The organism is Pseudomonas sp. Bc-h, from assembly GCF_002080045.1.
Taxonomy (GTDB): domain Bacteria; phylum Pseudomonadota; class Gammaproteobacteria; order Pseudomonadales; family Pseudomonadaceae; genus Aquipseudomonas.
This window is the reverse complement of record NZ_MUIN01000002.1, coordinates 258686-277934: the sequence shown is the minus strand read 5'-3', so window position 1 is coordinate 277934 and position 19249 is coordinate 258686. Positions and strand designations below refer to the sequence as shown.

Below are 19249 nucleotides of genomic sequence, written 5' to 3'. Positions count from 1 at the left end.
AGGGATTCAGGGGGTGGCAGGCTGGCGCAACAGACTGAAGCTCAGCGCTGCGCCCACTGCCAGGAAGGCGGCGATGCAGAGCACGGAAACGCTGAAAGCATGCGTAATCACTAACGCGTCGCTCTGTGTGCCCACGAGCGTGTAGAAGACTCCGCCAATCACAGCGACACTCAGCGATGTGCTGATCTGCAATGACGCGCTGGTGATCCCTGCGATCATGCCCGAGTAGGCTGGTGCTACTCTTCCCGTGACCATCCGCATCAGCGTCGGCAGGGCCAAGCCTTGTCCGAATCCGATCAAAAACAGAATGATAGCCAATAGCGAGGCGGACGGAGCGACGTCAGTGGGCGTCGCCTTCACAAGCCAGGCCAGCGCCAAGAAACCGATGACTTCCAAGGCCATACCCACAGGGTTGACGAAAGCGCCGAAGAGGCGTTTGAACTGTCCGGTCGACAGCGGCCCCAACAGAAAGCCCGCGCCGAAAGGCAGAAAGATCAAGCCCGCGTGGAGTGGGGTTGTGTGTAGAGCGCCTTGCAAGTAAATCGAAAACAGCAGGAAGAAGACGCCGATCGCGTAAAAGCACAGAGCGACCATCAGTGCTCGGCCGAGGCCAGGCGCCTTCAACGCGGCGGGATTTAGGAGTGGTGTGCCACCTGCGCGATGCAAACGGATTTCGTATTGCCAAAACAGCCACGCCAGAACGGGTGCCACAGCTAGCGCTAGCCAGGCCCACAGCGGCCAGCCGGCCTCGCGGCCTTCGATCAAGGGGACGATCAGAGCACCTAGTGTCAGGATCGACAAGCCCGTGCCGCACAGGTCCAGCTTACTAGCATGCGCCGCGCGGGTTTCCTTGAATACGGGAATCCCGAACACCACGACTAACAATGCGATGGGCAAGTTAACCAGAAAGATCGCCCGCCACCCCATACCCATGACGTTGAGGGAAATCAGAATGCCGCCCAGCGCCTGACCGATTACCGATGCCAGCCCGAACACGGCGCCATAGATGCTCAGCGCCAGCGGCTTTTCAGATTCAGGGAAGATCGCCTGTACTGAGGCGAGTGCCTGAGGCGCCATCACCGCTGCGGTTATACCTTGCAGAGCCCGGCCGGCAATTAGCATCCAAGGTGACGTCGCGAGTCCGCAGAGCAGCGATGCCGCCGCGAACCCGACCAACCCCAGAAAAAACATGCGCCCGCGCCCGTAAAGATCACCCAGGCGTCCACCAGTGATCAATGTGACGGCGTAGAGCGTCGCATATGAAGAAATTACCAGTTGTTCTGCGGAAGAGCCTGTTCCCAAATCATTCTGAATGGAAGGCAGCGCAACGTTGACGATGAAGAAATCAAGAGGCGGTAGAAACGCGCCGACCAGCAGGATGACGAACATGAACCATCGCTTGGGATCATGTGTGATATCTGCGTTTTGAGTCATTGTGAAAGACATACGAAGGGTTCCTTTAAGAAACCGTTTGGTTCCAGATAGGTTGATGGATTGATTAGCTGTTGAGCAGATGCATGCTGCGTTCGACCAACGCGGTCATTTGCGCCTCGCGTGCCCCGGTCTTTCCGAGTACTCGCATGCCTTCGATCTGACAGACCAGGAAATGCGCCATTTCCTGTTCATCGCCTTCTCCGAATTCACCGGCTACCTGTCCACGAATGATCGCGCTGGCGTATAGCTGCTGAGTGCGGTGGAGCATACGGGCGATCCGTTGACCCACCTCAGGCTCTTGCGCGACCAGTTCATTAGCCACCGCAACCAGCATGCATCCTCGTCGTCCTTCCTCACCAGAAGAAGCGCGGGCGTGGCGTAGCATGGATTCGTGGATCGCCTGCCTGGCGGTACCCGGCTGGGAAAGGATGTCTGCCGTCACTTTCAATGCGTATGCGCAGTAGATATCAAGGGCTGCCAGGAGCAGGCCCTTTTTATCGCCAAAGGCTTTGTACAAACTTCCGCGGGACAACCCGGTGCCTTCGATCAGGTCGGGCAACGACGCACCTTCGTAGCCGCGATCCCAGAACACGTTCATCGCATTGCGGGCGGCATCCTCCAGTTCGAACTGTCGTGGACGCCCAGGTCCGGGTACATGAGTCATCGATCAGAGCTCCTGAATGTCGGTTCAGGCCAAGAACCGATCGGTTCCAATCTAAAAGAATTTTTGCGGGTTTACGCCTCACAAAAATGTACGGCCCGCGTGCATTTGTGGCAGTGCCCAGCACGCTGAATGACTCCCACAATGGCTCACTGTGGTTCCAGTTGATCCACCCAACCAACACTGAGGAGTCAGACATGCCAGGAAAATTCACTGATCAAATTGCAGTCGTCACAGGCGCATCCACCGGCATCGGGTTTGCCATCGCACAGGGGCTGATCGAGCAAGGTGCCAAACGCGTTTACATCACCGGCCGTTCGGCAGGCACGCTGGAAGCTGCTGTGGCCAAACTGGGTGAGAGGGCAGTGGCGGTAATTTCCGACGTTTCCCGTCAGACTGACCTCGATGAACTCAAGTCGGTGATTAAGGCGAACGGCGATCAGGTGGACGCAGTGTTTGCCAATGCGGGCATCTGCGAAAAAAATCCGGTTGGCGAGACCAGTGAGGCCGCTTACTACACGATGTTCGACATCAACGTGAAGGGTGTCTTCTTCACTGTGCAAACACTGTTGCCGTTGATGAAGAACGGCTCCGCGATTGTTTTGACCGCCTCGATTTGCTCCAGCAATGGTCTGGAAGGATTGAGCCTGTACAACGCATCCAAAGCCGCCGTTCGGTCCTTCGCGCGTACTTGGGCCAACGAGCTTAAAGGCCGCAAGATCCGCACGAATGTGGTCAGCCCCGGTTTCACCCGCACCCCGATCCAGGATAACGGCCTGGGGATGAGCGAAAGCGAGATCGCAGAGCTCCGCAAATATGTTGAGCAGATTACACCGCTTGGTTACATGGCTGAACCGGAGGAAATCGCCTCGTCCGCACTGTTCCTGGCGTCCGACGATGCGCGGTATGTCAACGGTGTCGAGTTGATGGTCGACGGCGGTCTGTCGCAAATCTAAAAATCTACCAAACCTTGAGCAGCCTCTCGCAGTGGGGCTGCTCCCAGCAGGACAACGTCATGAATATTGAACAATTGATAGCCAGGCTGGACGCGCTGGAAAGCCGCGCGGCTATCGACGCCCTCATTGCCTCTTATGCAAATGCTTTTGACCGATTGGACAGGGTGCTTTTGCAGGGCATTTGGCACGCAGACTCGAGCCTTGATTTGCCAGGCTTCGGGAGCGCCTCGAGCCGTGATGAAATTTTGCAGATGGCTGAAAACAGCTGGCGGAAAATGCCCCACATGCATCACTGGATGGCTAACCCCCTGATCCAGATTGAAGGCGACAGCGCGACGGGAACGGTCGCCGCAGACTGCGTGTTTCATGACATCGAACTGGGCCCTGTGCAAGTCAGTGGGCTGTATCACGACAGCTTCGAACGCAGATCAGGGAAGTGGGCATTCAAGTCGAGGTATTTCGAGCTTCACTACCTGACACCTCTGAAAAACTGGTTGCCGGTTGCGGGTAGCGAGCGTTTTGGACAGGAAGAATTGCCTACCGAACAAAGTTGATTGTCCGCTTTAATATCCCCCGCCTGCCCCCTGAAATCTCATTGATGAAGGGGGCAGCTTCAGTCACGCCCGATCCATTCTTCGAAGCCATCGAGCAGTATTGCGACGCCTGTTTCATAAGTGTCAGGGCTGCTTAGAGCTGCAAACGGCGCCGCGAGAAAAGCCGCACCTGGGTAGCTGTCGTCTGCGAAGCGGGCGAGGTAGCCACTGATGAAGTCGCCATGGGTTTGGGGTGACTGGCGGTTCTCTTTCTCCGCCGCGATCACTGTCACGAACAACAGCAACAGGTGATAGATCATCGCCCCCATCACACCGGGCACTCCCATACTCATGAGAATTCGCCCCATGTGATCGAAGTAGGCCAGGCCGTAATCGGTCTCGCCGGGCTGTACCCGCTGAAACAGTCGGAATTTGTTTTCAGTCAGAATGTACGTCGCCAATCCCGGCCAACGTCCCATGGTATCAAGCGACGACAGTGCGAACTGTTCCAGATCGTGACGCCAGGCGCCGGTGGGTGTGGGAAGCCGTTCCAGACGCTCCTTGAATGCTGCATTGATTACCGCGCTGATCAGATCGTCGCGGCTACCCAGATGGTAGTGAACCATGCCCGCAGCCACCCCGATCTCCTTACCGATACGGACCATGCTGACTTCGTTCAACGACTCGCTGCGTGCGATTCTGACAGCGCATTCAATCATTGCGTCCCGCGAAACATCCTGACCGCTCTTGGGGCGACGACCGACCTTTTTGACGGGCGCGGCGCCGGGGGTCTCAGTGGCTTTGGTTTTCTCTGACATCCGACAGTTCTCTGACATTAATTGATACGGCCTCAGATTATCACTGCTCGTGACATTTGCTAAAGCCCTCAGTGGATTCAAGGCAGCAGCAGGGTTTCAGTATCAGGTGGGGAAACCTCGGAAACTATTTTTCAAAGCTCTAATTGACACCCTCTCAGATAGTGATCTATCTTCTGCTCAAGGCTTAATTGAGCCTGTCTCAAAAAGGCGATTTCAACGGCCCTTCGGGGCTTGGCAGGAGGGCCCAAAGTGGCTGATCCCAATAACAAGAGAGTGGCGGTGACGGCGGGGTTGCGCGGCGCGTCCTGGCAGGCGGATCGAATGACTGCACCGTTCAGCTCGACCCCAGTCCCTCTCAGCACGCAAGACGGGCAAGGTGCGTTGGGTGTGCTATTCGCCCGAGGTGGCGAACGCAAGGTCCTGTTCATCATGCACCCCCGGGAGTTAGTGGTGACCCACTATCTGGTGCCGGATGCGCTAGACGCGGGGTGGGCATGCTGGGTGCAAGGCGCCCGTTCCATCGGCAATGACCTACGTCTGGAGCACGAATTCGCTCTCTACGACGTCGCAGCGGGGATGCGTCATCTGCGGTCGGCCGGGTTCGATAACATCGTGCTGCTTGGTAACTCGGGTGGCGCGGGTCTGTTCGCCTACTACAACCAGCAATCGGTGCTTGCAGCGGAAAACCGAGTGGATAAAACCCCAGCTGGCCGTGCTACGAACTTCGACACCGCGCAGTTCCCCGTGGCTGACGGTATCGCGCTGGTGTCGCCGCATCCCGGGCAGGGCGTTTTGCTGATGAATGCACTGGATCCGTCGGTGACTGACGAGCTCGACCCGTTTTCCACTGATCCGACCCTGGATCCGTTCAGCGAAGCGAATGGGTTCCGCATGCCCCCGGATTCGGCCCGTTACAGCGCAGAATTCATCGAACGCTACAGGGCGGGGCAACGTCAGCGGGTCGCCCGGATCGATGCTCACGCGCGGTCGTTGGTGGAGCGTCGTCAGGCAGCACGTCATCGCCTGAAAAACAGTGGCGCGAATGTCGACAGGGCGCTGGCGGCTCACGGGGCGATCTTCCAAGTCTGGCGAACCGATGCTGATCTGCGCAGTTGGGACACCTCGCTCGATCCGTCCGACCGTTTCGTCGGTTCGCTATGGGGTGCCGATCCTTTTGTTTCCAATTTGGGCAGCGTGGGATTCGGCCGCATCGTTACGCCGGAATCGTGGCTGTCGACTTGGTCGGGCCTGTCATCGAACGCATCTCTGGCCAAATGCGCGCAGTTCATCGAGCAGCCCACGCTGCTGATCGAGTACAGCGGCGACAACGCGGTATTTCCGCAGGATGTCGACGCAATTTATGAGGCGATACCGGCCTCGCACAAAGAACGGCACCGCGTACGTGGTAACCACCACGGTCAGGCTCTGGAGGCGGGTGAGACGTCCGGCCAGGTCCTCGCGGGTGAGCACCTGAGACGTTGGCTTCAAGAAAATTTCTGACAAGACAAAGGCGTTAGTCATGACAATTACAAAAAATGAAACCGCTGCTGAACACACACCACGACTAAACCGGGTCACTCAGCCGATTCCGGGTGTTGTCTACCCGCCACAGGCCGATCTCGACCGCTACGTTGCAGGTGGCGCACTGCGTCACGAAACCCTCGTCGACGGGCTCAAAGAAGTGGTCCGGCATCACCCGGACAACATCGCGTTGTTGGGTCCGAACTTACGCATTACTTACCGCGAGCTGGATGCGTTGTCCACTCGGTTGGCCGGCGCGTTCATCAAACAGGGGCTCAAGCCGTTGGACCGTGTCATCTATCAACTGCGTGACAGCGAGCAACTGGTCATTTCGTTCTTCGCTTGCTTGAAAGCCGGACTGATTCCGATCTGCACGATGGCCGCCCACCGCGAGCGTGAAATCGGCTACCTGGCCAATCATGGCGAGGCCAAGCTGCACATCGTGCAGGGTGATGAGGTCGAGAAGTTCGACAGCGTGGCCTTTGCGCGCAAAATGCAGGAAGCAACGCCGTCGCTGAAACTCATCATGCAAGTGCGTGGCGAGCCTCAGGAGGGTGTGCTCTTCCAGGATGCCCTGATCGCAGGCAACGACCTGGCTGAAGCAGAGGCATTGGTTGGCCGGGTGCATCTGGACCCGTTCCAAGTAGCGGTCTTTCAATTGTCGGGCGGCACCACCGGCGTACCGAAGATCATTCCGCGCTTTCATAACGAATACCTTTACAACATGCGCGCCGTTGGCAAGTGGCTGGGCTTCCGACCGGACGACACCTTGTTCATGCCGCAACCGATGGTGCACAACCTGAACATGGGTTGCTGCTTCGGCCCATTCCTGATGACCGGCGGCACTGTGACGGTCACCCCAGACCTGCAACCTGAAACATTGATCTCGTTGATCGCCACCACCAAGCCGACCTGGCTTATGCTGGGTGGCCCGATCATCGCGAGGCTGGAATCGGCGATTCAGGAAGGCCGTGTTGACCTTTCCAAGTCCCGCGGCGTGATCGTTGCCAACAGCGCCGCCAAGCTGCAGAAACTGCTAGGCGTACGCACTCATAACATCTTCGGCATTACCGAAGGCGTGATCGCCCTCACTCACCGCGATGATCCGGCCGAAGCCCACGATACCACCAACGGTCGTCCTGTCTCCGAGTTCGACGAGATCCGCATCGTGGTGCCGGGCACTGAGCAAGATGCCAAGCCCGGTGAAATCGGCGAGCCGGTGTTCAGGGGGCCGTACACCATTCACGGCTACTACAACGCCGAAGAGCGTAATCGCGAAACCTTCACCAGCGACGGCTACTACCGCTCCGGCGACCTGATGTACACCAAGCTCATCGACGGCAAGACCTATTACGTGTTCTGCGGTCGCTTGAAGGATCTGGTCAGCCGCGGTGGCGAAAAGATCAATTGCGAAGAAGTGGAAATGGCGGTCTCTGGCCATCCGGCCGTCGCCGCGGTGGCCGCTGTTGGTTATCCGGACCCCGTCTTCGACGAGCGTCTGTGCGTGACGCTGGTGCTGCGCGAAGGCTTTGCTGCACCCACTGTGACTGAGCTGGGCGAATTCCTCCAGGACTACGGGATGGCCAAGTTCAAGTGGCCCGAGCGCGTGGAGGTGTTGGCTTCGTTTCCGCTGACCGCGTCTGGAAAACTGAGCAAAGAAGGCCTGCGCGATATCGTGAGAAAGAGTGTCGAGCTTGAGCGCGCCCAGCTCGTGGGCTAAGTCCGGCCTGTTGAGTTCATTTGATTAAAGGGGCTGCGCGCCAGCCCCCTGGCAACAGGCGTCACCCGATGCCGTTCAAAGGAGTCGTTCCCATGACTGTAAAACAGCCCGTTCTCAAAGGCGTTCACCACAGCGCCAGGCCCACCTGGAAGCTGCGTGAAACCGTGGAGTTCTATCGGGACAAACTCGGCCTGCCACTGGTGCATGCCATCTCGGCACGTGCTTGGGGGCCCTCCAATCATCCCGATTTCCTGCACTTCTTTTTCGATAGCGGCAACCACAGCACCATCGCGTTCTTCTACTACATCAACACCGAGCAGCCGGACTTCACCCTTCCGGTGGCGGACTACCGCTACGAAGCGACGCACACCGCCTGGCGTGTCGATACCCGCGAAGAGTTGCTGGAATGGCGTGACCGTCTGGAGGCGCAGCAGATTCCGTTGATCTTCCAGATTCGCCACGAGTTAATCGAGTCCATCTACTTCAACGACCCGAATGGCTACTACATGGAAATCACCATTCAGGAGCGTCCGATGAACGCCCTTGATGGTGAGGACGCGACTCGCACGCTGGAAGCGGCCATGGCCCATGAAGACGCCCACCTTGCCGGTACAGCGCCGTTCGTGGGCATCGATCAGGTGTGGTTGAACAAGGCCGCTGATATTGCACCAGACAACACCGACGAGATTGCGCTGTTCGTGCTCGATGCTCCGGAATTCCAGCCGCTGGTGGACGCCGCCCGAGAGAACCCGGACTACGGCCTCGAACAACTGAGCAATGGTTACTGGAAAATCACCGCCCAAGACGCTCTCGTGTTTGAACGCAAAAAACTGGGTTTCGTCCCGGCGCTGTGGAATGCAGCACTGACCGGCGGTTTCGTGGGCCAGGTTACCGAGTTCGACCGCTATCGGCTGCAGATCAGCCGGGGAGCGCGATAATGAAGGTGGCCATCGTCGGCGGCGGTCCGTCCGGTCTTTACCTTGCACTACTGCTCAAGCGCAGCGAACCTGAGTGGACCGTTGAAATCATCGAGCAAAATGCTGCGGACGCCACATTCGGTTTCGGTGTGGTCATGGCAGACACCGGGCTGCAGCAGTTACGTGAGGCCGATGCCTCGTCGTACGACGCGCTGTCCGAGGCTACCCGTCAGCACCAGCATCAAATCATCGTACAGGATGAAACCGCGATCCATTTCCGTCTGCCGGTCAAGGGCGGTGCGATCCCGCGTTTGACCCTGCTACAGATCCTTGAGCGGCATGCCGAGAAAGCGGGTGTAGTCATTCATTACCGCGAGCGAATTGAAAATACTGCCGATCTGGCGCGCTTCGGTTTGCAGGACGCGGACGTGGTCGTAGGGGCCGACGGCATCAACTCGGTCATTCGCCGGGAATTTGAACAAGCTTTCGGCACCACGACGAACATCTTGGGCAATCATTTTGCCTGGTATGGCACGCCGAAAGTCTTCGACGCCTCAGCACTGGTCTTTCGCAAGTACGAGGGCGGGCATTTCGTCGCCCACTATTACGCCTACAGCGATGACATGAGCACCTTCGTCGCCGAGTGCGATGACGCGACGTGGGAGCGCTTGAATCTGGGCGCGCTGTCCGAGGAAGAACGCCAAGCGTTAATGGAGAGGATTTTCGCACCGGAACTCGAAGGTGCGCCATTGTTAAGCGGCAACGTGCGCGTGGTCTGGCGTCAATTCCCGGTGATCCGCAATGCCCAATGGACGTCCGGTCGCCATGTGCTGGTGGGTGATGCCCTAGCGAGTGCGCATTTCTCCATCGGGTCTGGCACGCGTATCGCGATGAATGACGCCATTGCCCTAGCTAATGCATTGCTGGTCCACAAAGACGACGCACTGGCCGGTCTGGAGGCCTACGAAAACACGCACCGTCCAAGCAAGCAAAAGCTGATCGGCGCGTCTGAGCGATCCTACCTCTGGTATGAGCGGATGGGCCAGTGGATGGACAATTACTCGCCCGAAGAATTTGTCTACCAATTCATGACACGTACCGGTCGCGTTGACGACGAACGCCTGCGGGTTCAATACCCCGAATTGATGGCTCGGCTGGGACGTGCGGGAGGTGCAGCATGAGCGGCGGTATCGAGTATGTCATCGACCAACGTCTTTTCACTGTCCGCCGTACGGTGCGTTGGATCGATTGTGACCCTGCCGGTATTGCGTACACCGGTCGCTTCACAGAGTTTCTTATCGGCGCTGTCATGCACTTCTACAACCACATTGGTTGGGGGCCGGAAGCTAAGAGCGGCAATGGCGGACTTGCTTGCAAGCACATGTCGTTGACCTTTCACAAGGCTCTACCCCCGCGCTCGGTTGTGGACATTCGCATCCAGGTAGGCGACATCCGCGAGCGTACTTTCGACTTGCATGCTACGGCGTTTTTGCCAAACGGTACCGTGGCGTTTGAAGGGGTGTTCTCACCGATCTGTGTCACACCGCAGATAACCAGTTTGCCGCTGCCTGACGCCCTGCAAACAGCGCTTCGTGAGCATCAGCGAGCCGCGGGAGGCAGTCATGCGTGAAGCCCTGATAGTTTCAACCGCACGCACGCCCATCGGCAAGGCCATACGCGGTTCGCTCAATAACATCAAGTCTCCGACCTTGATGGCCCACGCGCTGCGGCATGCCGTGGTGCGTGCGGGCATTGATCCTGCGCTAATCGATGACGTTGTGATCGGCACCGTGCTGGCGGCGGGGACGGCGGGGTCGAACCTCGCGCGCAATGCGGTGTTCGCAGCGGGATTGCCGATCACTGTGAGCGGCATGACCCTTGATCGTCAGTGTTCCTCAGGCCTGATGGCAATCGCGACAGCGGCCAAGCAGATTCTGCATGACGGCATGGAGGTTGTGGCAGCAGGGGGGCAGGACAATATTTCCGCTGTGCAGGACGCCTACTTTCAATGGGTGGCCCAAGAAGCCGACATCAATGTCCAGACGGCCGTGCCTCACGCTTACATGCCGATGCTGCAGACCGCTGAACACGTTGCACGCGCCTACGGCATCTCCCGCGAAGCTCAGGACGCTTTTGCCTTGTGTTCGCAATTGCGTACTGCTCTTGCCCAGAAAAACGGAATGCTGAGCGATGAGATTGTACCGATCAGCGCCAAACGGCGTGTAGTCGACAAGGCAACCGGCGACGTCTGTTACGAATCAGTGCTGCTGGAGAGCGACGAAGGCAACCGCCCCGATACCACTTTCGACAGTCTGGCTTTGCTCTCGCCGGTGATCGCTGGCGGCAGCATCACGGCGGGAAATGCCAGTCAATTGTCGGATGGCGCCAGCGCCTGCGTGCTGATGGACAGTCGGCGTGCGGCGCAGGAGGGCATTACTCCATTAGGCATCTACCGCGGTATCGCCGTGGCAGGCCTGGCGCCGGAAGAAATGGGCATTGGGCCAATCTTCGCCATCCCCAAACTGCTTAGGCAACACGGGCTGAGTGTCCAGGACATTGATCTATGGGAGCTCAACGAGGCGTTTGCCTGCCAGGCGCTGTATTGCCAGCAGCAACTAGGCATCGACCCTGAACGTTGCAACGTCAATGGCGGCGCCATATCCATCGGGCATCCGTACGGCATGACCGGTGCACGTCAGGTCGGGCATGTGCTGCTAGAGGGGCGGCGGCGCAAAGCACGGTATGCCGTGGTGTCCATGTGCGTAGGGGGCGGCATGGGGGCGGCAGGGCTGTTTGAAATACTCTGATTTGTCTGAGCTGTGGGTGGCGACGAAGAAGATTTTGTGTGCATGAACAACACCGTCCACCTGAACGGTGATTCCAACTCTCCCTAACAACAAAGGTGGTATGCGACATGTCCTCACAACAACAAAAATACCTGGTAGAGAAGCTGACCGACGGCTTGATTTTCGGTGAAGGAACCCGCTGGAGGGGCGGCAAGCTGTACGTCTCCGACATGCTGGGTAAAAAGGTCTACACCGTCGATGCCAGCGGCAACAAGACCGTGATTGCTGAAATGCCGCACAAGCCCAACGGCATGGGCTTCCTGTCAGACGGCACGCTGATTCTGAGTTCAATGCACGAGACCAAACTGTACCGTTACCTTCCGGGCAGGCCGTTGGGTGAAAACCTCGAAGTGTACGCCGACCTGTCAAGCCTGTTCACTGGCTACATCGGCGACATGGTGATTGATGAAAACGACCGCATCTACGTTGACGACGTTGGCGCCCGCGTTTTTGAAGGCGAAGGTCTGAAGCCGGGTCGTATCGTGATCGTCGAACCCGGGGGCAAGGACATCCATGTTGGGCTTGAGGACTGCCACTTCCCGAATGGCATCGTCATCACCCCGGACAAGAAGCACATCATCTTTTCCGAGACTTTCGTCGAGCAACTGTCGATCGTGGACATCGTCGACGGCAAGCTGGTGAACCGTCGCGTATTTCTCGACATGAAGAAAGCCTTCCCTAGCGATGAAGACCGTGCAGGTCAACTGGGATGCGTGGACGGTATTGCCATCGATGCCGAAGGAGGTATCTGGCTAGCCGTCCTGCGCTCGCACCAATTTGCGCGTATCGATGCCCAAGGCAATATCACCGATCGAGTCCACATTCCGGGTCATGAAGTGGTCTCCGTGGCACTGGGCGGCGAAGATGGCAAGACGTTGTACATGACGGGCACCAAGCTCAAGGGCGATCACCCGAACATATTCCTGGCCATGGTGGCGCTGGACGTTGAAACCACCATCTTTACCACCCGTGTGGCTGTGGGGCGTGGCGAAGGCCGTCCGTAATCCTTTGACGTTTACCGGGGCAGGCGCACTGCCCCGTTTTTAACAAGCATTGATCGTGTCTATCGGCGCCGGCGTCACGCGGACGTTGCGGGATCGGCTTGCCCGACGCAAGGCCGTGGACATTGACCTGTCAAAAATAAATATAAAGGAATCAGGGTCATGAAGAATTTGCTGGGAGTTATCCTTGCGGGAACCGTCATGTTATCGGCAAGGGTAGAGGCGGCAAACGGCGATCAATATGCCGGTTATGGTGTCACTGCCATGGGGATGGGGGGAGCATCCATCGCCAACCCGGTGGAAGCGACGGCGGCTGTGAACAACCCAGCCGGCATGGGTGCTGTCGGATCGCGGGTCGATGGAAACATCATGGCTACCGTGGGACAGTTGCGTTCCAACGTGCATGGCGCCAAGAGCGACGATGATATCTTTCTGCTGCTTCCGGGGTTCGGCGCCAACTATCAATATTCACCCGACGTAACATTCGGGATCACAGCGGCGGGTTACGGCGCGGGTGTTGACTACGGCAAGCCGATTCCCGCATTTGGCACCTCCAAGGTCAAATCCGAACTGGCTCAATTGATTCTTTCGCCAACTGTCACCTATCAGGTGGCGCCGGGGCACTATCTGGGGGTCTCGGTGAAACTGGGGTATGAAAGCCTGATGTTGCATGGGCTGGAAAACTTCGGGGCCACGAATGACACCGACCACGCGTTAGGTATCGGGTTCGGCGTCGGTTACCTGGGAACCATCGCCCCCAATCTTAGATTGGGCCTGACGTACTCGTCCCCGGTGTGGTTTCAGAAACTTGATGCCCACGACGATATCATTCCCGATGGTCGCTTGAATGCGCCGCAGCAGGCGGGGGCGGGCCTTGCCTACGATTGGGGCGACTGGACGTTCGCCTTCGATTATGTGTGGCTGAACTGGGCCAGCCAGAAGACCTTCAACAACTCGCTCGCCGAAGGCGGTGCCCCTGGCTCCAGCAATGGCCCAGGTTTCGGCTGGCAGAATCAAAACGTCTTCCGCTTCGGGGTCAACTACAAGGTCAATGAGCGCCTTCAGATGCGAACCGGGGTATCGCTGGCTAACCATCAAGTGCCTAATGACGAGGCGACCTTGATTGCTATCTGCCCCTGCAATCAACCTAAAACAGTCACCGCTGGACTGACATACACCGTTTCCAACAATCTCGACGTGAGCGGTTCGTACATGTACGACTTTCGCCACATCACCAAAGGCACCGGCCCAAGCGAAGGTACGGAAGCGGGGGGCGAGCTGCATATGCTGGCAGTCGGCTTTGGCTACAAGTTCTGACGCCGGGCTCTGCCACGGTCCGGCACCACGCTGCCGGACCGTGTTTTTTATCACTCCATTACCAAAGATGCGCGCAATCCCATCCCGGCATGCTGGTCTCCCTGGAACATATAGATACTGATCGGTACTCATGTCATTGACCTAGCTGTAGCTGATCATTATATTTATACCGATAGGTATATTAGTGAAGGGAAGGGTGATACATGACTGCAGCCGAACGAAAAAGTACCGAGTTACCGCTCGGGGCATTACTTGCCTTGGCCATGACCGGATTCATCTGCATTTTGACTGAGACGTTGCCAGCAGGCCTGCTGCCGGAAATGAGCGAAGGTTTGGGAGTCTCCTTGTCTCTGTCCGGGCAGATGGTGACGGTGTATGCATTAGGGTCATTGCTGGCTGCGATTCCCCTGACCATCGTGACGCAAAGCTGGCGCCGCAGAACCGTGTTGTTGGTGACCATCATCGGATTTTTTATATTCAACTCGATCACCGCGCTGTCTTCCCATTATTGGCTCACGTTGGTTGCGAGGTTTTTTGCCGGGGTTTCTGCGGGCCTCGCCTGGAGCCTGATAGCAGGCTATGCACGGCGCATGGTGGTGCCGCAATTGCAGGGTCGGGCCTTGGCGGTCGCGATGGTGGGTACGCCGATTGCGTTGTCGCTGGGTGTGCCAATCGGGACGTGGCTGGGTGGGGTCATGGGCTGGCGCATGGCCTTTGGCGCGATGTCCGTCTTGACCTTGGTATTGATCGTCTGGGTGTTGATCAAAGTGCCGGACTACGCTGGCCAATCCTCTTCGCAGCGCTCGGGGTTACGACGGGTGATTCTCACCCCTGGCGTACGCTCTGTACTTGGGGTCGTTTTCACGTGGATGCTGGCCCACAACATACTCTACACCTATGTCTCACCCTTTGTTTCCAAAGCCGGTTTGACCCGTCAGGTCGATCTGGTTCTGCTCGTCTTTGGGGTGGCGGCACTGGCAGGTATCTGGCTGACAGGGCGGCTGGTTGACCGTCATCTACGAACGATGGTGCTGATCAGTCTGGCGACCTTCGCGGCAGTGTCGATATTCCTTGGCGTGTTCTCAAGCGTTGCCCTGGCCATCTATGCGGGCGTGTTTATCTGGGGTCTTACCTTCGGCGGGGCGGCCACGCTCCTGCAAACCGCACTCGCGGATACCGCAGGCGAAGGGGCCGACGTAGCGCTGTCCATGAATGTGGTGGTCTGGAACGGCGCTATTGCCGGAGGAGGATTGCTGGGTGGCGTATTGCTTGAGCAATGGGGCGCAGGTGTATTTCCAAGCGTGCTGCTGGTGTTGCTTTTGCTCAGCCTGACCATTGCGTTTCGGGCCCGGCTACACGGTTTTCCTGGCGGCCAGCGCAGCGGCGGTATGGCGGTGGTGGGTCATTGACTCACCAGCACCATGATGTCCCCATTTCTTTATTTGGGTGTGAGCAACCCAGCGGTTTCCCCGCCGTCGACCGTGATCGTTGTGCCGTTGATGTAGCTGGCGCCCGGCGAGAGTAACCAGCAAATCGCATCCGCGACTTCCGACGCCGAGGCCAGGCGTCCTTCGGGGATTCTTGCGGTGAGGGCTGCCAGGCGGGCTTCATCATTGATGATTTTGTCCATCATGCGGGTGGCTATCTGGCCGGGGCAGACCGCATTGAAACGAACCTGCCCGCCGTATTCGAGGGCAAGGGCCTGGGTCAGGCCGAGGAGGGCAGCTTTGCTCGCGCAGTAGGCGGCCAGACCTTGTTCGCCGGTCTTGCCTGCGATGGAGGAAACGTTTACCACAGCACCACGCCCCGCTATCAGCCCCGGCAGTGCGTGCTTGGTGTAGAAGAATACCGAGCGCGTATTGACCGCGAATAGCTTGTCCCATTCCTCCTGAGATGTCTCGGTAAAGACTTTTCGACCGGACATGCCTGCGTTATTCACCAGCCCCGCCAGCTTGCCATTGCCCAGTTGCAGCGCTGTCTGCACCACGTTGCGGCACTCGTCTTCATTCCTTACGTCGCCTGCAACGAACGTGCAATTGGAAAGGCTGGTGGCCAGTCGGGTGCCTGCTGCCTCATCACGTCCGGTGAACACCACCGGGTGGCCGAGGCTCACAAGTTTTTCCACGGTTGCGGCGCCGATGCCTTGGGTGCCGCCTGTAACGATGTACATGGATACTGCTCCTGAAAGTGTCGCCGGCCATTATCAGGCCGGCAGCTCTGAAAGAGGACGTGGCGCTGAAAATCAGGCGGCCGGTTGATTCAAGGTTCTGCTGGAACGCAACGAGAGCCAGGTCGTTGTCAGCAACCCCGCCAGACCCACTACCAGCAGGAACGATGACATTGCGACAATCGACGGATCGATGGTGTCACGAATGCCATCGAACATCTGCCGTGGCAGCGTGCGCTGGCCGGGGCCGCCGATGAACAGCACGACGACGATTTCGTCGAACGATGTCATGAAGGCAAACAGCGCCCCGGAGATGACACCGGGTGCAATGATTGGCAGGGCGACGTTGATGAACGCGCGCAGCGGCGATGCCCCCGACATCGCTGCGGCCTTCAGCAGGCTCATGTCCAGACCTTGCAGGCTGGCGGCGACGTTGATTAGCACAAACGGTGTCGCCAATACGGTGTGGGCCAGAATTATCCCGGTCAGGGTGCCCGTCAGACCGAGTTGGCCGAACAGAAAGTACATGCCTAGTCCGGAGATCACCGGCGGGATGATCATCGGCGAAATCAACAGCGCCAACACGTTGGTCGCGCCTGGCAGGTTGCGCCTTGCGAATGCCAGTGCCGCCAGGGTGCCTAGCAAGGTGGCGAGCAGTGTCGAAGCGCATCCGACCAGCAGGCTGTTGCGCAAGGCTTGAAGCCAGGGGCCGGCACTGAAGACCTTGTCATACCAGCGAAGGGACAGCCCTGGCAGCGGATACGAGAGGAAAGTGCCGCTGCTGAACGAGATCGGCACCACGGCCAGCAAGGGGAGGATCATGAAGACGATCATAACGATCCCGAACAGGCGCAGCAGATTGCGACTAATGAAGCACAGCGTGAAATGGTTCATGGCAGGTTCCCGATTACTTGAGGCCGGCGATCTGGCGAATGCCGACAAGCCGCGCGGCGACCAGATAGATCGCCATAACGCAGAGGATCAGCACCAGCCCCAGCGCCGAGGCCATGCCCCAGTTGACGGTGGTGTTGGTGTAGAAGGCGATGAAATAGCCGAGCATCTGCTCCCGCGCACTGCCCACCAGCGTAGGCGTGACGTAGTAGCCGGCCGCGACGATAAAGGTCAGCAACGTGCCGGACCCGACGCCGGTGAGGGTCAGCGGCAAATAGACATGCAGGAAGCCCCGAACCGGATGCGCACCCAGGGAACCCGACGCGCGCATGTAGTGGGCCGGAATGCCTTTCATCACGCTGTACAGCGGCAGCACGGTGAAGGGCAGCAGGATATGCACCATGACGATGTAGACCCCCAAGGCATCGAAAATCATTGGCAGCGGTTGGTCGATCAGTCCAAGTTTTAACAGCAAGGTGTTGACGATGCCTTTCTCTTGCAGCACCACGATCCAGGCGGTGGTCCGTGCGAGCAGCGATGTCCAGAACGGCAGCATCACCGCCAAGATCAGCAGCATCTGAAACGGTCGCGAGGCTTTGACCAGCAGGACGGCGAACGGAAACCCCAGCAACAGGCACAACACAGACACGACAAACGCGATCTTCAAGGTTTTGAACGTGAGGTCCAGATACACGCGTTTATCTGGGGCGACGCGCTGGATGCCTTGCGTCGTGCGTTCAAGGTCCAGGGCGGTGAGCAGGTAATAAGAGGTATAGGCCGGTGATGCGCGCTCAAACGCTTCCCATAGCTCAGGCGTTGACCAGCGAGGGTCGATGGCAGTCAGACGCGCGTGGGGTGATTCACCGCTGACCGGTGGCTGATTGGCGGGCCACTGGTAGCGGCGAGCTGTGGCGGTGATGAGGAAACGGTAGCCGCTGTTTTCGTAGTTCATGCGCCGCGCGGCTTCACCGATGACACCCAGATTTTCGACGTGCATGAAGTCCTGTTCAACGGCCTCGAACACGGCATCACCCGGCAGGTTGGAGCTATCGCTGCGCGTTTGCTGTTCCAGCGCCTGAACGGCGCGGGGGAAGGCTTGCACCAGCTCCGGATTGCTGATGGCGCGATACAGCATCATGCCGATGGGGAGAACGAAAAAGACGGCGGTGTAGATCAACAGGGGCAACAGCAGCAACACCGAGACGAGGCGTCTTTGTCGACTCGACTTCTGGTGGGCGCTTGCAAGTGATTCCAGCGCAGGGGCGGACATATCGACTGACCTCGGAATTCGAAGGCAGCGGCTTCGGTTGAACGAAGCCGCCATTCAAGCAAAGGACGGGCTTACTTCGCCGCCCAATTGGTGAAGCGTGCCATCAGGTCTTCCTCGTAGTTGACCCAGAACGGCGTGTCGAGCAACAGGGCGTTTTCCAGGTTCGCGGGGGCTGTGGGCAGATTGCTCAGCGTCTGCTTGTCCAGTGCAGCCTGGGCTTTGGCGTTGACGATGCCGTAGGGGATCGCTTGAGCGAAGGCGGTCTGGGCTTTGGGGCTGACCATGTAGTCGAGCAGGGCGTAGCTGTCTGCGAGGTTTGGCGTGCCCTTGATGATCGTCCAGTAATCCATGCTGTAGAGCTGCTGGTTCCAGATCAGGGGGAAGTGTCCGCCTTGCTGATTGGCGATGGCGATGCGACCGTTATAGGCGGCCGTGACCGCAACACTGCCGGACGACAGCCATTCAAGGGGTTGAGCACCGGTTTCCCACCATTGGATGTAGGGCTTGATCTCATCCAGCTTGGCGAAGGCGCGATCCTGACCCGCCTTGGTCGCCAGTACCGTGTAGACATCGGCAGGCTTGACGCCGTCGGCCATGAGGGCGATTTCCAGCGTCATGCGCGCTTGCTTACGCAGGCCACGCTTGCCGGGCCATTTCTTGACGTTCCAGAAATCGGCCCAGGTTTTTGGGCCGTCGCTGGCGAATTTCTTGTTGTCGTAGGTCATGACTTCCGACCAGACAATCGCGCCGACGCCGCACGGTGCGAACTTGTCCGCGGGGATGTCGGCGGCGTTGCTCAGCTTGCTGTGATCCAGGGGTTCCAGCAGGCCTTGCTCGCAGGCCAGGGCCATTTCGTTTTCGTCCATTTGCACCACGTCCCAAGTGGGGTTGCCGGCCTGGACCATGGCTTTCTGTTTGGCGATACCGCCGTCGTACGTGTCCTGCACCACGGGTTTGCCGCTATGTGCTGCGTAAGGTTTGAAGTAGGCCTTATCGAACGCTTCCTGAGTGGCGCCACCGAAGCCGACGGCGGTCAAGTCTCGGGCCTGTACCGCGTGGCTGGCGAGTAAGGTGGTGGCGCAAATCGAACAGACCAGTGCGGTGCGACGGAATATCGAGGACATGTTTGTCCCTCCTGCTGTTTGAGGATGTAAAAGGAAGACCAGGTTCACAAACGGGCAGTGACGAACTAAACGG

The 19249-nt window shown here is 58.3% G+C and carries 18 protein-coding genes; 11 read left to right on the top strand and 7 right to left on the bottom strand.

The annotated features are described in order from the left end of the window. Positions 1–6: 6 nt before the first annotated feature. On the bottom strand, positions 7–1446 hold the full coding sequence (locus BWR59_RS03380) for an MFS transporter (protein ID WP_230981948.1): 1440 nt from the start codon (positions 1444–1446) through the stop codon (positions 7–9). 52 nt (positions 1447–1498) lie between these two features. Beyond that, positions 1499–2098: a TetR/AcrR family transcriptional regulator gene (locus BWR59_RS03375; protein ID WP_081564223.1), complete on the bottom strand. Its 600-nt coding sequence runs from the start codon at positions 2096–2098 to the stop codon at positions 1499–1501. 113 nt (positions 2099–2211) lie between these two features. On the opposite strand from BWR59_RS03375, the gene BWR59_RS03370 reads away from it, so the two are divergent. Next, the gene (locus tag BWR59_RS03370; protein ID WP_230981947.1) at positions 2212–3051 is read left to right on the top strand and encodes an SDR family oxidoreductase; all 840 of its coding nucleotides are present in this window, start codon (positions 2212–2214) and stop codon (positions 3049–3051) included. A 59-nt stretch (positions 3052–3110) separates the two neighbouring features. Then, entirely contained in the window at positions 3111–3605 is a 495-nt protein-coding gene (locus BWR59_RS03365) for a nuclear transport factor 2 family protein (protein ID WP_081564222.1), read from the top strand. Between the two features lie 59 nt (positions 3606–3664). Here BWR59_RS03365 and BWR59_RS03360 read toward each other — a convergent pair whose 3' ends face one another. After that, entirely contained in the window at positions 3665–4402 is a 738-nt protein-coding gene (locus tag BWR59_RS03360; protein WP_081564221.1) for a TetR/AcrR family transcriptional regulator, read from the bottom strand. A 249-nt stretch (positions 4403–4651) separates the two neighbouring features. On the opposite strand from BWR59_RS03360, the gene BWR59_RS03355 reads away from it, so the two are divergent. From BWR59_RS03355 to BWR59_RS03315, 9 genes are all read left to right on the top strand, one after another. After that, complete coding sequence (locus BWR59_RS03355) at positions 4652–5902, top strand: alpha/beta hydrolase (protein ID WP_218191135.1); 1251 nt, start codon at positions 4652–4654, stop codon at positions 5900–5902. Positions 5903–5921: 19 nt separating this feature from the next. After that, complete coding sequence (locus tag BWR59_RS03350; RefSeq protein ID WP_081564219.1) at positions 5922–7643, top strand: AMP-binding protein; 1722 nt, start codon at positions 5922–5924, stop codon at positions 7641–7643. A gap of 92 nt (positions 7644–7735) precedes the next feature. After that, on the top strand, positions 7736–8581 hold the full coding sequence (locus BWR59_RS03345; RefSeq protein WP_081564218.1) for a VOC family protein: 846 nt from the start codon (positions 7736–7738) through the stop codon (positions 8579–8581). After that, the gene (locus tag BWR59_RS03340) at positions 8581–9741 is read left to right on the top strand and encodes an FAD-dependent monooxygenase (protein ID WP_081564217.1); all 1161 of its coding nucleotides are present in this window, start codon (positions 8581–8583) and stop codon (positions 9739–9741) included. Before BWR59_RS03345 ends, BWR59_RS03340 begins: the two co-directional genes overlap by 1 nt. Next, positions 9738–10190, top strand: coding sequence for an acyl-CoA thioesterase (locus BWR59_RS03335; protein WP_081564216.1), 453 nt, complete (start codon positions 9738–9740; stop codon positions 10188–10190). The genes BWR59_RS03340 and BWR59_RS03335 overlap by 4 nt, the downstream gene beginning before the upstream one ends. Continuing rightward, on the top strand, positions 10183–11367 hold the full coding sequence (locus BWR59_RS03330) for an acetyl-CoA C-acyltransferase (RefSeq protein ID WP_081564215.1): 1185 nt from the start codon (positions 10183–10185) through the stop codon (positions 11365–11367). The genes BWR59_RS03335 and BWR59_RS03330 overlap by 8 nt, the downstream gene beginning before the upstream one ends. 107 nt (positions 11368–11474) lie before the next feature. Beyond that, positions 11475–12410, top strand: coding sequence for an SMP-30/gluconolactonase/LRE family protein (locus BWR59_RS03325; RefSeq protein ID WP_081564214.1), 936 nt, complete (start codon positions 11475–11477; stop codon positions 12408–12410). A 159-nt stretch (positions 12411–12569) separates the two neighbouring features. After that, on the top strand, positions 12570–13724 hold the full coding sequence (locus BWR59_RS03320) for an outer membrane protein transport protein (RefSeq protein ID WP_081564213.1): 1155 nt from the start codon (positions 12570–12572) through the stop codon (positions 13722–13724). A gap of 203 nt (positions 13725–13927) precedes the next feature. Continuing rightward, positions 13928–15133 carry an MFS transporter gene (locus BWR59_RS03315; RefSeq protein WP_081564212.1) on the top strand — a complete coding sequence of 402 codons (1206 nt, stop codon included), beginning with the start codon at positions 13928–13930 and terminating at the stop codon, positions 15131–15133. 29 nt (positions 15134–15162) lie between these two features. Here BWR59_RS03315 and BWR59_RS03310 read toward each other — a convergent pair whose 3' ends face one another. The 4 genes from BWR59_RS03310 to BWR59_RS03295 form a co-directional block, all read right to left on the bottom strand. Continuing rightward, positions 15163–15894 (bottom strand): SDR family NAD(P)-dependent oxidoreductase, encoded by a 732-nt coding sequence (locus BWR59_RS03310; protein ID WP_081564211.1) that lies wholly within the window; start codon positions 15892–15894, stop codon positions 15163–15165. Positions 15895–15966: 72 nt separating this feature from the next. Then, on the bottom strand, positions 15967–16785 hold the full coding sequence (locus tag BWR59_RS03305; protein ID WP_081564210.1) for an ABC transporter permease: 819 nt from the start codon (positions 16783–16785) through the stop codon (positions 15967–15969). A 13-nt stretch (positions 16786–16798) separates the two neighbouring features. After that, complete coding sequence (locus BWR59_RS03300; RefSeq protein WP_081564209.1) at positions 16799–18052, bottom strand: ABC transporter permease; 1254 nt, start codon at positions 18050–18052, stop codon at positions 16799–16801. A 71-nt stretch (positions 18053–18123) separates the two neighbouring features. Beyond that, a complete protein-coding gene (locus BWR59_RS03295) occupies positions 18124–19176 on the bottom strand; it encodes an ABC transporter substrate-binding protein (protein WP_081564208.1) in 1053 nt (350 codons plus the stop codon). Between the last annotated feature and the right edge of the window lie 73 nt (positions 19177–19249).